The following is a 17,194-nucleotide window of genomic DNA, read 5'->3' as shown; positions in this document are numbered from 1 at the left end:
CGGATGTCCGGTCGTCCCGCGGATTCGGTGGTGCAGACTTCGAATTCGCGGTTCAGACCGCAGATTCACGATGCCAGGTGCGCGGCCCGGTCTCGGGCCGTCCCCGGCGGATATCGTCGTGGAAGATGTAGCCGAGTGAGTATTCCTTGGCGTGATACATCGCCGAATCCGCTTCCCGCAGCAGCTCGTACACGGTGGTGTCCGGTTCTCGTGCACTGCTGCAGGCGATTCCGATACTGGCGGCGATGCACACTTCCGCCGCACTGAGTTCGAACGGTTCCCCGAGCGTGGCCAGTAGTCGTTCGGCCAGCTGCCGAGCCTGCGGTTGCGCCAGCGGCGCGAGCACCACGAACTCGTCACCGCCATAGCGCGCCGCGGCGTCGTCCCGGCGGATCACCCGCCGAATTCTGGCCGCGGCGTTGGCGATCAACTCGTCACCCACCGCGTGGCCGTAGTTGTCGTTGACCCGTTTGAATCCGTCCAGGTCGATGAACAGCAGCGCCAGCGGCTGTCCGGCCCAGCGCTCCCGATTACGATGCAGCGCCCGCAGCAGTGCGGCGCGGTTGAGCAGTCCGGTCAACATGTCGTGATCGGCCTGGTACTGCGCGCGACGTTCGCTGCGGGCGCTGCGTTCGATGGCACGTTCGCTGCGTAGCAGCACGCCCGAGAGCAGCGTCGCGAACAGTGACGACACCACGATTCGATCCAGGGTGTCGAGACTGGAACCGACCACCGGCACCAGCGAGGCCACGATCATCACGATGGCGATGGCACTGGCACGCTGCCGGGAACGGTGCGCGTGGATGTCGCGCGGGCCGCCGAGGACCACCATGGTCGGATGCAGGGCGGCCGCGCCGATCAGCGTGAAGCCCAGTTGCAGTGGCAGCAGCTGGATCTGGCGTCCGAACACCGCCGAACCGGCCGTCTCCAGGTTGTAGGCCAGGTCACCGACGAGGATCACCAGCATGGCCAGATACACCAGGCGCAGTGAGGTTTCCGAGCGCGCCGAGGTGATCACCGAATGCACCACCACGGTGAGCAGCAGGGCGTCGACGATGGGATCGGCGACGGCGGTGACGGTCGCCAGGTGCACGCCGTGCGACATGTGCAGCACCGGCGAGATGAGGAAGGTCCACGACAGCAGCAGCGCGCCCAGTCCGATCAGGCCGGAATCCAGCAGCAGGTCGTGGTCGGTGCTGTTGTGGCGCGGGCGCAGCCACAGGAACGCGGCCGCGCCGACGCAGCAGTAACCGCTGAGGGTGAACAGATCGTCGAAGGGGTGCCGCTGCGATTCGCTGACGTGGCGCAGTGCGGTGCCGATGGCGAATTGCACGGCGGCGGCGGAGAGGAGATACCAGGGCAGCGGATGGCTGGGGCGATAGCGCCGCATGCCGATGCCGATCATGATCAGGCTGAGGATCACCGAGACGAACAGCGTGCCCAGCGCCACCGCGCGGGATTCGTCGATGAGGGGGAGTACCAGAATGAGGACCGCACAGCCGAACACGACGGAGCACATGCCGATCCTGAAGCGCGGACCAGACCGTTCGGCCGGTTCTGCGTCTGTTCCCACCAGCCCCCCTAGTCCGAGCAGTACTCGAAAAGACACCGCCGATCATCAACCGAGTATGTTGCCGTACGAGCATAGGTCGCCGTACAGCGGTGGCAGAGTGCCCGGTCGACAGAGGCGCTGCCACATATTGGGCAACCGATCCGATCATGACATGAACCACACCGCCGCGGAGCGGACTTCGATGAACCCGTAGGACCGCTTTCCGGATGACTCGCTATGCTCGCTGCGATTTCGAACCGTTCGGCCCGCACGACTCTTCGAACAGGAGCGCAGTGGAATCGACAGCGGGACGATGGTGGGCGCCCGGGCGAGTCAATCTCATCGGCGAGCACACCGATTACAACGAGGGCTTCGTGCTGCCGCTGGCCCTGCCGCTCGGCATGACCTGCACCGCCGCCGTGCGCCCGGATGGCCTGGTGCGGTTGCGATCTCGGCAGGCGCCCTGCGACGCGATCGACGCCACCACCATCGCGCTGGGCACCGCCGGATGGTCGGAACTGCCCGCCTGGACCCACTATCCGCTCGGCGTGATCCGGGAATTCGAGCGCCGCGGCCACCAGGTGCCCGGCGTCGAGATCGACCTCGACTCGACGGTGCCGATCGGCGCGGGCCTGTCCTCGTCGGCGGCGCTGTCGTGCGCGGTGGCCATCGCACTGCGGGACCTGTTCGCGCCCACCGTCTCCGCCGCCGAGATCATCGATATCGCCCGCACCGCGGAAAACGTCTACGTCGGCGTCCCCACCGGCATCCTCGACCAGTCCGCGTCCATGTTGTGCACGGCAGGCCACGTGCTGTTCCTCGACACCCGCGACAGCGCCTACGAACAGATCCCTTTCGACCTCGACCGCTTCGATCTGTCCCTCCTGGTCTTCGACACCGGTAGCCCACACCACCTGATGGACGGCGAGTACGCGCTGCGCCGCGCCGAATGTGCTGCCGCCGCCGAACAATTGGGCGTCGGATTCCTGCGCGACATCACCGATTCCGCGCTGGTCGACCGCCTCGCCGACCCCCTGCTCCGGCGACGCGCCCGGCACGTCGTCACGGAAAACGCCCGTGTCCTGCGAATTGCCGAACAATTGCGAGCCGGTGCCGACCCGCGTGTGATCGGCCCGATCCTCACCGCGGGCCACGCCTCCCTGCGCGACGACTACGACGTCTCGGCCCCACCCTTGGACACGGCGGTCGCCGCCGCCGTCGCCCACGGCGCCCACGGTGCCCGTATGACCGGCGGCGGATTCGGCGGCAGCGTCATCGCCCTCGTCGACTCCGAACGCGCAGACCGGGTGGACGCCGCCGTCCGAGAAGCTTTCGCCAGCAAGAACTTCGACGCCCCACGTACCTTCACCGTGACCCCCGTCGCCGGGGCGCACCGCCTGTCCTGACCGAATTATGTTGCTGCACAAGATAGTTCAGGAGCGCGGGCGGAAGGAAAGGCAGCGCACCTCTCGGGCGTCCGGCGTCCGCTGTGGGGCGCGAGAATGGGGACGACCGAAAGGGGCGCTGCCGGGGATCTGGATGAACGAGAACTGTGCGGTATTCGGTGCAGCGGCTCGGATGTCGGGGAACTAGTCGAGGACCGGGTAGTTGCTTCGGAAGAGGTTGTTCGGATCGCGGGTGTGTTTGATCCGCCGCAGTTCGGTCAGGGTTCCGGGGGTGAAGGCGTTGGTGGCGGATTGGCCTGGGGCGAGGAAGGTGAAGGGTGTGCGGGGGTCGAGGTGTGGGGCGAGAGCTGTCAGGAATCGCTGAATCCGGTCCTGGACAGCGGGTTTGGATTCCGGTGTGGGGGCAGCGCCCTGGAAGGTGATCTGGTAGGGCGCGGTGATGGCATCGGCGGGGCCGTTCCACGGGGTTGTGAACGCACCGGCGAGATGACGGATCTGCACTCCGATCAGAGGGTCGATCGGTTGCTCGAGCAGCATGTGTACGACGGAGTCGTCGAGCGTGTCGAGCAATTGCGTATAGGCGAGGCTCGGGGTTGGTGCGGTCGGTTCGGCGGTGATCGATCCCAGTGTGGAGACCGATTGCACCGCATGGGTATTGCTCAGGCAGCCGTCGATGGTTGCGAACGGTGCCAAGAGCCGCTCGGCTTCGGCCGTGCCGCCCAGGTACGCGGATTCGATGCCTACCAAAGGTTCTCGGCCGGGCGGTCGTGCGAGCTGGATCCAGACGGCGAGTTCGTCGGGGGCGGTGGACGTGATCTCCCGGTAGGCGGCGAAGACGGAGAGTGCCTGTTTCGCCGGCCACAGCATCCGTCCGCCGTAGATGTCGGGGGCGGGGACGAGTCCGAACTCGATTGCGGTGACCAGGGCGAAGTCGCCACCGCCGCCACTCAGAGCCCAGAACAGGTCCGGCTCGGCGTTCGCGGTCGCGCGCACCTGGTTGCCGTCGGCGGTGACGGCTTCGACAGCGGTGAGTTTCTTTGCCGCCCAGCCGTGTTTGCGACCGAACCAGCTCGAGCCGCCGCCGAGGGTGTAGCCGACGACGCTGACGGCGGGGGAGCTGCCCACCAGCCCGGTCAAGCCGTGTGGTTCGGCCGCGCGCTGCACTTGATCCCAGGCCACGCCCGCGCCGATGCGCGCGACGCGTGCGGCGGGGTCGATCGTGGTCTCGTCGAGGTGAGTCGTACGGACCAGGATCGTTCCGTCGACTCCCGGGGCCGCGCCGTGGCCGTTGGGCTGGACCGAAATCGGCAGGCCGGTCCGGCGGGCGTAGTCGACCAGGGTTGTCGCATCCGCCGCGTCGGCGAGCTTGACCACCGCGAGCACCGGCTGATCGACGGTGCGGTTCCACGGCATTCGCGCCGCCGCGAACTCCGGATCGTCCGGCAGCAGCACTCGCCCGCGAATGGCCTTGCGTAGATCGGTGCCGACGGCCTTCTGGATAGGGGTGGCGGCCGAGCACGAAGCCAGAACCGCGGTGACCATCAGCCCGCCGCCGAAGGCCAGAAACCGGCGGCGGTCGAACCCATCTTTCGGACGAATCTTGTTGTGGGAGATAGGAGGCGTCATGACTGGCTGTCCAATTCTCGTCCTGCTTCCAGCGGCGAACGAGCAGTCGCGGGTGGGTTCATCGGCTTGATCACGACCAGCGCGATGATGATGCACAGCACGTAGAGACCGGCGGCTGCCAGAAACCCGGCCGAATAGCCCTCGGTCAGAGCATCTTTCGGACTCGTCATGGCGGCGGCGTGCCGGGTCGCCGTGGTGGCGATGGTGGCGAGCACCGCCAGGCCGAGCGCGCTGCCGACCTGGCTGGAGGCGGTCAGCAGCGCCGAGCCGACTCCCGCCTCGGAATCATCTATACCCCGCACCCCGATGCCGGTGCTGATCACGGCGGTGATGCCCAGACCGATGCCGGTCGCCACACTCGCGGGAAAGACCAGCGTCCAGATGCTCGAATGCGGTGTGAGGAGACTGAACATCACGCTGCCGAGCGCGACGATGCCCAAGCCGATCGACAGCGCGGCCCGCTCCGAAGTTCGCGCCTTCAGCTGCGGCGCGATGCCTGCCGCGATCCCGAATCCGATTGCCAAGGGCAGGAACACCAGACCGGTTCGGATCGCCGAATAGTTCAATACCTGCTGGCAGTTGAGGGTGAGGAAGAAGTAGGTGGCGACCGAGCCCGAGTAGTACAGGAACGTCACGATATTCGCGCCGATACGTCCGGGATCCGCGATCACCTGTCGCGGAATCATGGGCTCCGCGCTGACCCTCTGAACGACTGCGAACACCGCGAGCAATGCGACGCCGACCAGGAGGAAGACGATGGTGAAGGTGTTTCCCCACCCCCGATCTCCGGCCCGATCGACGGCATAGACCAGTGCGCCGATACCCAGCGTCGAGCTCACCGCCCCGGGCAGATCTATCTTGATCCGAACCCGCGCACCCTCCCGGAGCACACCCAGCCCGACCAGGATCGCCAGCACCACCGGAATGTTCACGAACAGCACCCAGCGCCAATTGGCGTAGGTGGTCAGCACGCCGCCCAGCAGCAAACCCATCAGCGCCGCCAGACCGGTTGCGGCACCGTATATTCCGAGCGCCCGGGTGCGCCGCTTCTCGTCGGGGAAGGTGCTGACCAGTAGGGACAGTGCGCCGGGCGTCGCGATGGCGGCACCGATCCCCTGCACCGCGCGAGCGATGATGAGCTCGGTGCCGGAACCCGACAGGCCGCCGAACAGTGATGCGACTCCGAACAGGATCAGCCCCGCGCGAAATACGTTCTTACGCCCCAGTGCGTCGCCGACCCGGCCCGCGACCAGGAGGAAGCCGCCGAAGGTCAGCGCGTAGGCGTTCAGCACCCAATTGAGGTCGGCCGCCGAGATGTGCAGTGACCGATCGATACTCGGCAGCGAGACGATCATGATGGTGCCGTCGAGTACGACCATGAAGCGCGCCAGCGCGATGATGACCATGGCGACCGTCGCCTGCGCGCTGCCGGCAGACGAACCGGTGAGCGTGGTCTCGGATCTTTGATCTGACATGACGAATGGTTCCTTCGATGAATCGGTACTGCGCTACCGCGAGTTCTGCTGGGCGAGAAGCTGATTGGCCTGTTCGAGAACCGTTTGCAGCACCGAGATGGCGACGGCGATGCGCTCCTGATCGATGCCCGCGCTGGCCGCGTCGGTCACTGCGCGAGCGTGCGCGTAGACCTTCGCGAAGTGCTCGGATCCGGCGGCGGTGAACGCCACGCTGGTCGCCGGACCCTCCCCGTCGCAGGTGACGAATCCGTCCGCGAGCGCTCGTTCGAGCAGCCGTGCGGTTTCGGGTCCGGTCAGATCGATGCGCTGGTTCAGCTCCGTAGTGATGTCCGCTTCCGGTAGCGCGGAAGCGTTCTCCCGCAGCAGCTGGAACAGCATCCAGGTCGGAAAATCCACATCGAAGTCCGCGGTGGCGCGCCGATGCAGCTTCTGGACTCGGGAGGATGCCTCGCCGAGCGCGCGGCCGAGGGTCATAGGGGGAGTGGGGTTCGTCATGAGCGGTGCACCTCGATATGTTGGTGAGACCAATGTAGGTAGGTCCAACATACATCGCAATGATGGTGACACCAACACTTTTGTTAGCCTGGAGAGATGGACGACGCCGCCAACCTCCACCCCGCCCGCCTACGCGCCCTCCCGAGCTGGGTCATCAACCAGGCGGCGATCACGGCCAACCGCCTGACCGACCAGGCCCTCACCGGAACAGGTTCGCGCCGTTACCATTTCGCCATGCTCGCGGCGCTCGACGAGTTCGGTCCGTCCAGTCAGGCGGATCTGGGGCGCTGCACCGGGATCGATCGCAGCGACATCGTGGCGGCGATCAACGCGATGGTCGAGCAGGGCTATGTCCGGCGCAGTCCCGACCCGAACCACGGCAGGCGCAACATCATCACCCTCACCGACGCGGGCAAGAAGCACCTCGAGAGCCTGGGCGATCTGCTGGCCGAGGCCCAAACCGAATTGGTGCGCGGCCTTTCCGCCAAGGAGGCCGAAACCGTGATCGATCTGCTCAACCGGGTCCTCGACAACCACTGAGATCGGCGGTGTCACTGCGGCTGTCGAGGCCGGGGGCGGCTGTACTATTGCCCGTCACCAAGCGTGCCCGCGTCATCTCGTGATCGTTTCGACAGGAGAGCCGTATGCCGTTCGCCGCCCTACCCCCGACCGTGCGTCCCGCGACCCTGTGATCAGCGTCCAGGCCGGTGGCGAGGTCCTCCGGCTGGATGCCGATCCCGTCGACTATGCCCTGGTCGCACTGTATTTCGCGGTGGTGCTGGGGATCGGCTGGGCGGCCCGGCGGCGAGTGTCGACCAGCCTCGACTTCTTTCTCTCCGGTCGGTCGCTGCCCGCCTGGGTGACCGGGCTGGCGTTCGTCTCCGCCAATCTGGGCGCGGTCGAGATCATGGGCATGTCCGCCAACGGAGCCCAGTACGGCATGGCCACCATGCACTACTTCTGGATCGGTGCGGTCCCGGCCATGCTGTTCCTCGGGCTGGTCATGATGCCGTTCTACTACGGGTCCAAGGTGCGCAGCGTGCCGGAATTCATGCTGCGGCGCTTCGGGCCCGGCGCGCATCTGGTGAACGCGCTGAGTTTCGCGGTGGCGCAGGTGCTCATCGCCGGGGTGAACCTCTACCTGCTCGGCACGGTGGTGAATGTGCTGCTGGGCTGGCCACTGTGGGTGTCGGTGATCGTGGCCGCGCTGATCGTGCTGTCGTATCTCACCCTCGGCGGATTGTCAGCGGCCATTTACAACGAGGTGCTGCAGTTCTTCGTGATCGTGGCCGCGCTGGTTCCGCTGACGCTGATCGGCCTGCATCAGGTCGGCGGCTGGGAGGGGTTGCGGGTCAGGGTGATCGAGGGACCCGGCGGTGTCGACCAGTTGCACGCCTGGCCCGGTACCGAGCTGACCGGGTTCGGCAACTCGTTCCTGTCGATGATCGGCATCGTGTTCGGACTCGGGTTCGTGCTGTCCTTCGGCTACTGGACCACCAACTTCGTCGAGGTGCAACGCGCGCTGGCCACCAACTCCATCTCCGCCGCCCAGCGCACGCCGATCATCGGGGCCTACCCGAAGATGTTCATACCGTTCATCGTGGTGATTCCCGGCATGATCAGCGCGATCATCTCGCCGGAGATCGACGACTACAAGACCCACATGACCCTCGACCCCGGGTACAAGAGCGACGTCACCTACAACCAGGCGCTGCTGTACCTGATCAAGGACACCCTGCCCAACGGGCTGCTCGGGGTGGCGCTGGCCGGACTGCTGGCCTCGTTCATGGCGGGCATGGCCGCCAATGTGTCCGCGTTCAATACCGTTTTCAGCTACGACCTGTGGCAGCGATACATACGCAAGGACCGGCCCGACGGCTACTACCTGACGGTCGGCCGCTGGGCCACCCTCGGCGCGACCGTCACCGCCATCGGAACCGCTTTCATCGCAGGCGATTTCGCCAACATGATGGACTACCTGCAAACACTGTTCAGCTTCTTCAACGCACCGCTGTTCGCCACGTTCATCCTCGGCATGCTCTGGAAACGCATGACCCCCGCGGCTGGCTGGATCGGCCTGGTCGCCGGAACCCTCACCGCCATCCTCATTTTCGTGCTCAGCCGCCTGCACGTCTTCGAACTCTCCGGCCAGGGCGTGAGTTTCGTGGCCGCCGCCTTCGCCTTCGTGGTCGACATCGTGGTCAGCGTCTTCGTCAGCGGCTCGACCCGCCCCAAACCCCGCGCCGAACTCGTCGGCCTCGTCTACTCCGAGACCCCGAAGGAAATGCGCACCGACCCGGGAGCCGACACCCTCCCCTGGTACCAGCGCCCCGGCCTCCTCGCCGCCATCGCCCTCGGCCTGGTCATCACCCTGAACATCTTCGTCGGATAGGAAGGCCCCCAATGCTTTTCGACATCCGAGGCCTGATAGCAGGCCTACTCGCCTGCTACGGCATCATCCTCATAATCTGCTCCGTCACCTACGACCCAGCCAAAGAAGCCGCCAAAACCGACGGCATCCACCTCAACCTCTGGTCCGGCCTCGGCATGCTCGCCGTAGCGGCGGTGCTGTTCGCCTGGATGTGGCTCCGTCCGGTCACCCAGCCCGAGGATCCCTCGGCTGACGAGCCTGATCGAGATGGAACTTCAACGTGAACCGCTCGCCGGTGGATTCGTATCGCCGACCTTCGACGGTGACTTATTCGATCAAGCTTTCCGTCGGGTGGTATGAAGCATTCGCAATTCTGAAATATGCTGCATAACAATATAATTCGATCGAATTGGCGGCTTTCTCGGCGTAGAATTGAGGGATGACTCGGGGAGGGGAAACACTTGAAGCGGCTGCCGCAATCCATGTGGCGGCCCTCTCCGATGAGGTGGATTTCCTGGCCGAGGACAACCTCGATCCGATGTCGGATTCCGAGGTCGTGAAGCTGTTGCAGGACATGGAATCCTGCACGCGCCGGATGGCAGCGGTACAGCATCGGGTGCTCCATCAGATCGAAATGCGTGGCATCCCCGCACAATCCGGGTTGAAGTCGATGCCGCGCTTCCTGGAACACACCCTGCACCTCGGTGCTGCCGACGCACGCGCCCGGTGTCGGGCCGCGACCCTGCTGGGACCGCGGGAACTTCCCGGTCAGACCCTGCCACCGTGGCTGCCCTGGACCGCAGCGGCGCAATCCGTTGGCCTGGTCTCCGCTGAGCATGCTCGGGTGATCGGGCGGATAATGGACCGGCTGCCGGTGAAACTCGATGTCGAACAACGAGAAACAGTCGAATTCCAACTCGCCGAATTCGCCACCAACACCACTCCGGATGATCTCCCGAAGATCGGTGATCGGATCCTGGCTTACCTCGACCCGGACGGCAGCCTCACCGACGACGAAGACCGTCAACGCGGGCGCGGCGTCACGTTCGGTAAGCGGCGTGTGGGTGGGATGTCGCCGCTGAGCGGTGAGATCACTACGACACTGCGTGAACTGCTCGAACCCGTTCTCGCCAAACTCGCCCGGCCCGGCATGTGCAATCCTGCCGACCCTGAAAGCCCGTGGGCTCCCGAACACGTCGACCGCGATATCCTCGACGCCGCCGCAAACCGTGACCGTCGCTCGACCGCACAACGTAATCACGATGCGCTGGTGGCATTCTTGCGTCCGGAACGCGGCCCCGGCCGACTCGGCGAGCATCGCGGCCTGCCGGTCTCCACGATCCTCACGATGAGCCTGGCCGAGGTCGAGGCCCGTGCCGGTGTCGCTACCACCGCATCTGGCGGGAGTGTCCCTCTGCCGGAAGCGTTGCGGCTGGCCGAGAAGTCGACCCCGTTCCTGGCGATCTTCGACCACAACGGCATGCCCCTGCACCTGGGCAAAGTGCACCGCCTCGCCAACCCGGCTCAACGGCTGGCGTTGATCGCCGCAGAACGTGGCTGCACCCGCCCCGGTTGCAACGCGCCCGCGACTTTGGCTGCGGTGCATCACATCACCGACTGGTCCAAGGACGGTCCGACCGACATCGAGAACCTGACTTTGGCGTGCGATGCCTGCCACGCCCTGGTCAACGACACCCCGAATGGCTGGAAAACGGTTGTCATGCCCCCGGATTCACCATTCGCGGGCCGAACGGGTTGGATAGCGCCACCGCCCCTGGATCCGACTGGTATCCCGAAGGTCAACACCCGACATCATGTGGGTGAGTTGGCCGTGGCCACCCTCACTGACCTGCGCACCCGCACCACCCATCGCGCCCGGAAGCGAGCCGGACCCACTCGCGAATAGCGTTCGCAGGCAAGGGGGACGGACCGCCGCCGGTCACTGCCCCTAACCGCTCGTCGCAATATTGCCGCATCCCGGCGTCACCCGAGTCCTCCCCTGTGAAGAGCCGTTCGAGTGGCACCCGGGTTCTCGTTCTGGGGTGTGCTGTTCGGGAGCAGGGCGGCGCTGGCGATGTCGACCTGCGGCGAATCTCGGCGAACCCTCTGGGCATGGTTCCGATGGTGGCTGACGCATGCCTCGGGCGCCGCTGTACTTCAACGGTTTTCGCTGAGGTTGGCTACTTCGAGATGAAGGCTTACGGCACGGTCCGGGGGCCATGCCGGTCAGCGATGGCGAAATGTCAGGCGGCGGTGCGGAGGCGAGTCCGCACACCCAGCAGGACGTCGATGATCAGGAAACCCAGGAGGGGGAGGCCGATCATCGGGGCGAACCAGCCGACTGCTGCGGCTGCTATGGCCAAGGGAGCCAGGATGATCGGTGGGGTTTGGGCCAGGGCGCGGCGGGGGGCCTTGCCCGCGCCGAGCTTCGAGTCCTTGGTGGGGCGGCGGCGCCACCACATCAGGTAGCCGCGGACGATCACTGTCAGTAGGCCGATCATGGCTGCCAGTAGCAGGAGCTGGTTGGCGAGGCCGAACATCAGGCCCATGTGGAACTGGATGCCCCAGTTGGTGAGTTTGGCCATCAGGCCCCAGTCGGAGTACGGGAGCCGGTCGGTGACGTTGCCGGTGGTGCCGTCGACGGCGATGGCGTCACGGGTGTACTGGCCGGGGAGGCGCAGTTCCTGGGCGACGAAGGCGGTGCCGTCCTGGGCCGGGATGCTGATCTCCAGGGGGCCGGTCAGGTTGTTGGCGCGGGCTACGCCGTAGACGGTGTCGACCAGGGCGGCCTTGCTGGCGGCGGGCATCGGCGCAGGAGTGCCGCCGCCCATGTGCTCGGCGTGCTCGCCCGCGGGCATGTTCGGCATGGTCGAGCCGGGGAGCTCGGCATTGACCGCCGGGGTCGTCCAGCTCATCGAATTCCGCAACGCGTCGATGTGGTCACCGGCGTACTTCGACCAGGTCATGCCCGTCACCGAGAGCAGCAGGATCACCGGCAGGATCCAGACGCCCACGACCGCATGCCAATTCAGAGTGCGAGCACGCGGACGGGAACGATCGGGGCGCAACAGCCAGGCGGCCGAACGCTTCTCGCGCCGGGCCCGCACGCGGCGGATCCACAGCACCAGCCCGGCCAGCGCGATCACCCACAGCCAGGAGGCCGCGATCTCGCTGTAGTAGCGGCCGACATCGCCGAGGTGCAGGGTGCGGTGCAGTTCGTCGAGCCAGGTGCGCATGGGTAGCGCGCCGCCGCTGCCGTAGACCACGCTGTCGCCCAGCGGTTTCGCGGTCACCGGGTCGATGAAGACCGCGCGCCGCTGCGAATCACCCAGCGACGGATCGTTGAAGAGCACCCGGGTGGTGTCGCCGACATTGTGCGCCGGGGCCACCGCGACCAGTGCCAGCTTCGGTTCGACCGCCTGACCCGCCGCGACCTGCTCGTGCAGCGGGGTGGCGGGACCGGTCGAATCGGTGTGCAGCAGATTGCTGCTGGTGATGTTCTCGAGGGTCGGGGAGATCGCGTACAGGGCGCCGGTCACGACGGCGACCAGCAGGAACGGTGCCACGAAGACACCGGCGTAGAAGTGCAGGCGCAGCATCAAAGCCTGAAAGGCCGTGCTCGCATCGCGTTTCGGGGCGGGCGGGGCAGGGGAGGACGACGATGCCTGATCGACATCGTTTTCGGTGGTCGTCACGAGAGGACTTTCGGGTTCGAGGGAACAACCGGGTGCACGTGACGCGAGCGTCGGGCGGCGACTGTCCAGGCATGCCATGACCCCCTCATGGCGCGCACGCGACTGCCATCACGTACGCACTGCGGTCATGGAGACACCGGGACGCGCATGACACCACCACGACTCTCGGGTGCGTACGGCGAATGAACCCGGACCGCGAACGGCCGGCTCCCGGGTGCTGTAGTTCCCAGGTGAAAAGGAAAGAGATTCAGACTCGAACGAGCGCGGGTGGCCCGCGCGTGCGAAAGACGTCGGCCGCGAACACGCGCAGCACGACCAGATCCCGATGCGGGATGGGCAGCCGCGGCGGCCCGGTCAGCACCGGCAGCGACACGGGCGCCGGCAACGCCCGCGCGAGCGCGGTGGTGCAGATCCGGTAGGCGGCCTCCGCACCGAGAATGACCACGGCCGCGGCACAGGCCGCCACGATATGGGTGGCCAGCATGGCCGGACTCCACATCGACGCGGAGTGATGGCGATGACCGCTGCCCGGCGAACCCCACATCATGCTGAAGTGGCCCAGCAGCTGCCCGCCGATCAACGCCGCCACCAGTCCGGCGACGGTGGTGCGCAAGGCGTTCACGCTCGCGACCAGCGCACCGACCGCGGCGGCGGCCGCCACCAGCAGGGTCAACGTGCCCGATTCCAGGGGCGTGGCCCCCGAAACCCAGGCGTGCGCGGCCACCGCGAGGGCCCCGGACGCCGAACCGGCCGCGCCACCACGCAATACCGCGGCATCACCGCGGGATCGCGCCGGGGCGCGGCCGGAATCGTCGAGCATGGGTTGAATGGTAACGGTGCGGCCAGGTCACCGGCCGCAGAGCTACCGTTTCGACGCAATCACTCGGTGGGGACGGACATTTCGATCAGCGGCTTGCGCAGCAGCTTGCCGGTCGCGTTGCGCGGCAACTCTTCGAGGAAGATGACCTCGCGCGGCACCTTGTAGCGGGCCAGGTTCTCCTTGACGTAGTCCTTGAGCTCCTGGACATCGCGCTTGGATTCCGGACCCGGAACCACGATGGCGCGCAGCCGCTTTCCGAAGTCCCGGTCGTCCACGCCGACCACGGCCGCCTCGAGCACGTCGTGGCGGTTGGACAGCAGGTTCTCGACCTCCTGCGGGAAGACGTTCTCGCCACCCGAGACGATCATGTCGTCGTCGCGACCGTCGATGAACAGCAGGCCGTCCTCGTCGAAGTGGCCGACATCGCCCGAGGACATCAGACCGTCCACGTACTCCTTGGTGCGGCCGTCGGTGTACTGCTTGAACGAGTGCCCGTTCTCGATGAAGATCGTGCCGGTCACGTTCGGGGCGCTGATGCGCTTGCGGTTCTCGTCGTAGAGCGCGACGCGAATACCGACCGGCGCCTTGCCCGCGGTGGTCGGCGCCTTGCGCAGTTCCGACGGAATCGCGACGGTCATGATCGCGCACTCGGTGGACCCGTACACGTTGTAGAGGGACTCACCGAAGTAGTCGAGGGTGCGGGTGACCACGTCCGGCGGGATCGCCGAACCGGCCGCGAAGATGACCCGCAGCGTCTGCTTCGGGTGGTACTTCGCGAGGGTCTCCTCGGGCAGATCGAGGATGCGCTGCAGCATGGTCGGCACCACGGTCAGGCCCTGCGCGCGGTACTTGTCGATATTCGCGAGCGTGGTCTCGGGGTCGAAACGTCGCTGCTGGAACACGACCCGGTTGCCCAGCGCCATGGCGAGGGTGAACTGCGAGAGTCCGGTGGCGTGGAAGATCGGGGCGGCCATCACCACGGTGCTGTTGCGCGGCAACGGGATTCGATCCAGGAACTGCGCGGTGATGAACGGGCTGACCTTGTCGCGCGGCGCGCCCTTCGGGGTGCCGGTGGTGCCGGAGGTCAGGATGACCATGCCGCCCGGCTTCTCCGGCGGGGCCAGCGGGGTGGTCGGCTGCCCGGCCGCGATCGACTCGATGGTCGGGATCGACGCGTCGGCGTTGTCCTTGGCGTCCACCCAGGTCAGGATGCGCGGGATGTCCGCGGGGATGGCGCTCATCAGGTCGAAGAACTCGCTGTCGTGCAGCACCGCCTTCACCTTTTCGCGGGCGGCCACATCGGTGAACTGCGGCTTGGCGAAACCGGTGTTCATCAGCACCGCGCGCACGCCCAGCTTGCCGGCGGCGACCAGGCTCAGCACCATGCCGCGGTGGTCGCGGGCCAGCACGCCGATCACGTCGCCGGGGCCCAGACCCTGCGCGGCGAGGCCGTGCGCGAAGGCGTTGGACTGCTTGTCGAGCTGCTCGAAGGTCAGCTCGCCGCCCTCGTCGACGATGGCCGCGGACTTCGGGCTGGTCTGCGCGCCGTGCACGACCGCGCCCGCGAACGGACCGAACTTCAGGACGTTGAGGGCCGAGCGCACGGCATGATCCGGGCGCAGCGGATTGAAGAGTCCCCCTCGGACCATGGCGTTGACGCTGAGCGCGGTATCACCGGCCTTGCGCAGAACCGTGCCAGCCGATGGAAGGGCAAGTGACATGGGTACAACCTTCCGCGATCCCCTGCCGGACGAGTCGGCCGGACGGACCGCTACATCGAGATCCAGTGCGGTGCTAACCCTAGCAAGCACCGGCTGCGACGGTGTGGCCGAGGTCTCCGTTACCAGCGGTTACGAATAAACCGCGCAGCTCGTGGCATGCATCCCATGATTGCTCCCGTGTCGCGGAGAGCACGTGGTGTCGGCGCGGAGTCGCTGTCCGCGCCGCTCTGCCCCGATCCCGGAAACCCGTGCGGGTCCTGGACCGGGGCAGTCGGTTTCGATTCAGGAGGCGGGGGCCTCGTACTCCACGAGGACCCGGCGCAGCAGTTTGCCGGTGGCATTGCGCGGGAGATCGTCGAGGAAGAACACGTCGCGCGGCACCTTGTAGCGGGCCAGGTTGTTCTTGACGTACGCCTTCACCTCATCGGGAGCGATCTCCGCACCCGGCTCGGGAACGATGAACGCGCGCAGCCGTTTCCCGAACTCGACATCGTCCACCCCGACCACCGCCGCGTCGAACACGTCCGGTCGCTCCAGCAGCAGGTTCTCGATCTCCTGCGGGAAGACGTTCTCGCCACCGGAGACGATCATGTCGTCGTCGCGGCCGTCGATGAACAGCAGCCCGTTGTCGTCGAAGTGCCCGACATCGCCGCTGGACATATAGCCCTCGATGATCTCCTTGGTGCGGCCGTCGGTGTAGCCCTTGAACGGTGAACCCGAACGGATGAACACCCGGCCGGTCACGTTCTTGGCGTGGATGCGGACCTTGTCGTCGTCGAACAGCGCCACCTCGCAGGTGAGCGGGGCGCGTCCGGCGGTACCGGGTGCGAGCGCGAGATCCTCCGGCCGGGCCACCGACGCGATCGCGCATTCGGTGGAGCCGTACAGGTTGTAGAGGACCGGGCCGAACACCTCGGCGGTGCGGATCGAGAGCTCGGGGGAGAGCGCGGAACCGGCCAGCACGATGCCCTTCAGCGACGAGGTGTCGTACTTGTCGCGAATCTTCTTGTCCAACTCCACCATTCGATGCAGCATGGTCGGCACCGCGACCAGCATCTCGGCTTTGTGCTCGGCGATCAGCCGCAGCGTCTGCTCGGCGTCGAAGCGCCGCGCCACCACCACCTTGTTGCCGAACGCGCAGCCCGCCAACCAGGTGGCGAACCCGGTCGAATGGAAGATGGGCGAGACGATCACCATGGTCCCGCGGTGCGGAAAGTCGATGCGATCCACCATCTGCACGGTGGCCAGCGGACTGGTGTGGTCGCGCGGCGCGCCCTTGGGCAGGCCGGTGGTGCCGCTGGTGAGAATGATGAAGCCGCCCGCCTTCTTCGGCGCGGGCAGCGGGGTCGCGGCGTTGGCGGCGATGAGGTCGTCGAGAGTCGTTACCCCGGAAGGGATCTCGGTACCCTCGTCCACCCAGGTCAGAATTCGGGTGAGGTTCGCGGGCAGGGCGTCCAGCAGGCCCAGGAACTCGCTGTCGTGCAACACGACTCGCACGTTCTCGCGTTCACACACCTGCGCGAACTGCGGTTTGGCGAATCCGGTGTTCATCAGCGCCATCCGCGCGCCCAGCTTGCCCAGCGCGGACATGGTCAGCACCAGTCCGCGGTGATCGCGGGCCAGCACCCCGACCACGGTTCCGGGTTTGACGCCCGCCCGCTGCAATCCGCGGGCCAGCGCGTTCGACCGATCCTCGAGTTCCCGATAGGTGAGCGTGCCGCGCTCGTCGGCGAGTGCCTGCTGGTCCGGGAAAAGCCGTGCGGCCCGGCGGATCGCGGTCGCGGGCGGCCCGAAAACCCTGCCGTCCAACGCGGTTCGCACCGTCCCGACGGGATCACGCGGATCGGTCAGCCCCAGCTCTCGCAGCCTCCCGATCCCCCTGACCGCCTCTACGGTGTGCGCCACTCGCTGCTGCGCCGTTTCCAATACCGAGGCCATGCGGACCACCTCCGAAGTGCTGAGCTCTTCGCCGCTTCCGACCTCGCGGCGGGTAGCGCCACCGTAACAGCGCCCTGTGACCGCCGTTACACAAA

General features: G+C 66.5%; 13 protein-coding genes. 5 read left to right on the top strand and 8 right to left on the bottom strand.

Translation table 11 applies throughout. From position 1 onward, the window contains the following. Window positions 1–52: 52 nt before the first annotated feature. Entirely contained in the window at window positions 53–1,519 is a 1,467-nt protein-coding gene (locus OG300_RS23225) for a diguanylate cyclase domain-containing protein (RefSeq protein ID WP_405484896.1), read from the bottom strand. 326 nt (window positions 1,520–1,845) lie between these two features. Here OG300_RS23225 and galK point away from each other — a divergent pair, with 326 nt between their 5' ends. Next, window positions 1,846–2,958 carry a galactokinase gene (galK, locus tag OG300_RS23220; protein WP_405484894.1) on the top strand — a complete coding sequence of 371 codons (1,113 nt, stop codon included), beginning with the start codon at window positions 1,846–1,848 and terminating at the stop codon, window positions 2,956–2,958. Window positions 2,959–3,141: 183 nt separating this feature from the next. On the opposite strand, the gene OG300_RS23215 is transcribed toward galK, so the two are convergent. The 3 genes from OG300_RS23215 to OG300_RS23205 are packed head-to-tail and all read right to left on the bottom strand — an operon-like array spanning window position 3,142 to window position 6,554. Beyond that, entirely contained in the window at window positions 3,142–4,584 is a 1,443-nt protein-coding gene (locus OG300_RS23215) for an FAD-binding oxidoreductase (RefSeq protein WP_405484892.1), read from the bottom strand. Next, window positions 4,581–6,059: an MFS transporter gene (locus OG300_RS23210; RefSeq protein WP_405484890.1), complete on the bottom strand. Its 1,479-nt coding sequence runs from the start codon at window positions 6,057–6,059 to the stop codon at window positions 4,581–4,583. The genes OG300_RS23215 and OG300_RS23210 overlap by 4 nt, the downstream gene beginning before the upstream one ends. A 33-nt stretch (window positions 6,060–6,092) precedes the next feature. Then, the gene (locus OG300_RS23205; RefSeq protein WP_405484888.1) at window positions 6,093–6,554 is read right to left on the bottom strand and encodes a MarR family winged helix-turn-helix transcriptional regulator; all 462 of its coding nucleotides are present in this window, start codon (window positions 6,552–6,554) and stop codon (window positions 6,093–6,095) included. A gap of 96 nt (window positions 6,555–6,650) precedes the next feature. Here OG300_RS23205 and OG300_RS23200 point away from each other — a divergent pair, with 96 nt between their 5' ends. The 4 genes from OG300_RS23200 (at window position 6,651) to OG300_RS23185 (ending at window position 10,831) form a co-directional block, all read left to right on the top strand. Continuing rightward, entirely contained in the window at window positions 6,651–7,094 is a 444-nt protein-coding gene (locus tag OG300_RS23200; RefSeq protein ID WP_405484886.1) for a MarR family winged helix-turn-helix transcriptional regulator, read from the top strand. Between the two features lie 148 nt (window positions 7,095–7,242). Further along, window positions 7,243–8,946, top strand: a complete 1,704-nt coding sequence (locus tag OG300_RS23195; protein ID WP_405484884.1) for a sodium:solute symporter family protein — start codon at window positions 7,243–7,245, stop codon at window positions 8,944–8,946. 11 nt (window positions 8,947–8,957) lie between these two features. Then, window positions 8,958–9,209, top strand: a complete 252-nt coding sequence (locus OG300_RS23190; protein ID WP_405484882.1) for a hypothetical protein — start codon at window positions 8,958–8,960, stop codon at window positions 9,207–9,209. Window positions 9,210–9,364: 155 nt separating this feature from the next. After that, entirely contained in the window at window positions 9,365–10,831 is a 1,467-nt protein-coding gene (locus OG300_RS23185; protein ID WP_405484881.1) for a DUF222 domain-containing protein, read from the top strand. 337 nt (window positions 10,832–11,168) lie between these two features. Here OG300_RS23185 and OG300_RS23180 read toward each other — a convergent pair whose 3' ends face one another. The 4 genes from OG300_RS23180 to OG300_RS23165 all read right to left on the bottom strand — a co-directional run bounded on the left by OG300_RS23180 (window position 11,169) and on the right by OG300_RS23165 (window position 17,099). Next, window positions 11,169–12,620 carry a PepSY-associated TM helix domain-containing protein gene (locus OG300_RS23180; protein ID WP_405484879.1) on the bottom strand — a complete coding sequence of 484 codons (1,452 nt, stop codon included), beginning with the start codon at window positions 12,618–12,620 and terminating at the stop codon, window positions 11,169–11,171. Between the two features lie 247 nt (window positions 12,621–12,867). Beyond that, window positions 12,868–13,440 carry a hypothetical protein gene (locus OG300_RS23175; RefSeq protein WP_405484878.1) on the bottom strand — a complete coding sequence of 191 codons (573 nt, stop codon included), beginning with the start codon at window positions 13,438–13,440 and terminating at the stop codon, window positions 12,868–12,870. 59 nt (window positions 13,441–13,499) lie between these two features. Further along, window positions 13,500–15,161, bottom strand: a complete 1,662-nt coding sequence (locus OG300_RS23170; RefSeq protein ID WP_405484876.1) for an acyl-CoA synthetase — start codon at window positions 15,159–15,161, stop codon at window positions 13,500–13,502. Between the two features lie 282 nt (window positions 15,162–15,443). Beyond that, entirely contained in the window at window positions 15,444–17,099 is a 1,656-nt protein-coding gene (locus OG300_RS23165; RefSeq protein WP_405484874.1) for an acyl-CoA synthetase, read from the bottom strand. Window positions 17,100–17,194: the final 95 nt, after the last annotated feature.

Origin of the sequence: Nocardia sp. NBC_00511, assembly GCF_045161165.1 — a bacterium.
Taxonomy (GTDB): domain Bacteria; phylum Actinomycetota; class Actinomycetes; order Mycobacteriales; family Mycobacteriaceae; genus Nocardia.
The sequence above is the reverse complement of the archived record's forward strand: the minus strand, read 5'-3'. Positions and strand labels throughout refer to the sequence as shown.

Coding starts and splice junctions, on each gene's coding strand:
- OG300_RS23215 (WP_405484892.1), bottom strand. CDS start 4,584: ATGACGCCTCCTATCTCCCACAACAAGATTCGTCCGAAAGATGGGTTC.
- OG300_RS23210 (WP_405484890.1), bottom strand. CDS start 6,059: ATGTCAGATCAAAGATCCGAGACCACGCTCACCGGTTCGTCTGCCGGC.
- OG300_RS23175 (WP_405484878.1), bottom strand. CDS start 13,440: ATGCTCGACGATTCCGGCCGCGCCCCGGCGCGATCCCGCGGTGATGCC.
- OG300_RS23225 (WP_405484896.1), bottom strand. CDS start 1,519: ATGTGCTCCGTCGTGTTCGGCTGTGCGGTCCTCATTCTGGTACTCCCC.
- OG300_RS23205 (WP_405484888.1), bottom strand. CDS start 6,554: ATGACGAACCCCACTCCCCCTATGACCCTCGGCCGCGCGCTCGGCGAG.
- OG300_RS23190 (WP_405484882.1), top strand. CDS start 8,958: ATGCTTTTCGACATCCGAGGCCTGATAGCAGGCCTACTCGCCTGCTAC.
- OG300_RS23185 (WP_405484881.1), top strand. CDS start 9,365: ATGACTCGGGGAGGGGAAACACTTGAAGCGGCTGCCGCAATCCATGTG.
- OG300_RS23170 (WP_405484876.1), bottom strand. CDS start 15,161: ATGTCACTTGCCCTTCCATCGGCTGGCACGGTTCTGCGCAAGGCCGGT.
- OG300_RS23165 (WP_405484874.1), bottom strand. CDS start 17,099: ATGGCCTCGGTATTGGAAACGGCGCAGCAGCGAGTGGCGCACACCGTA.
- OG300_RS23200 (WP_405484886.1), top strand. CDS start 6,651: ATGGACGACGCCGCCAACCTCCACCCCGCCCGCCTACGCGCCCTCCCG.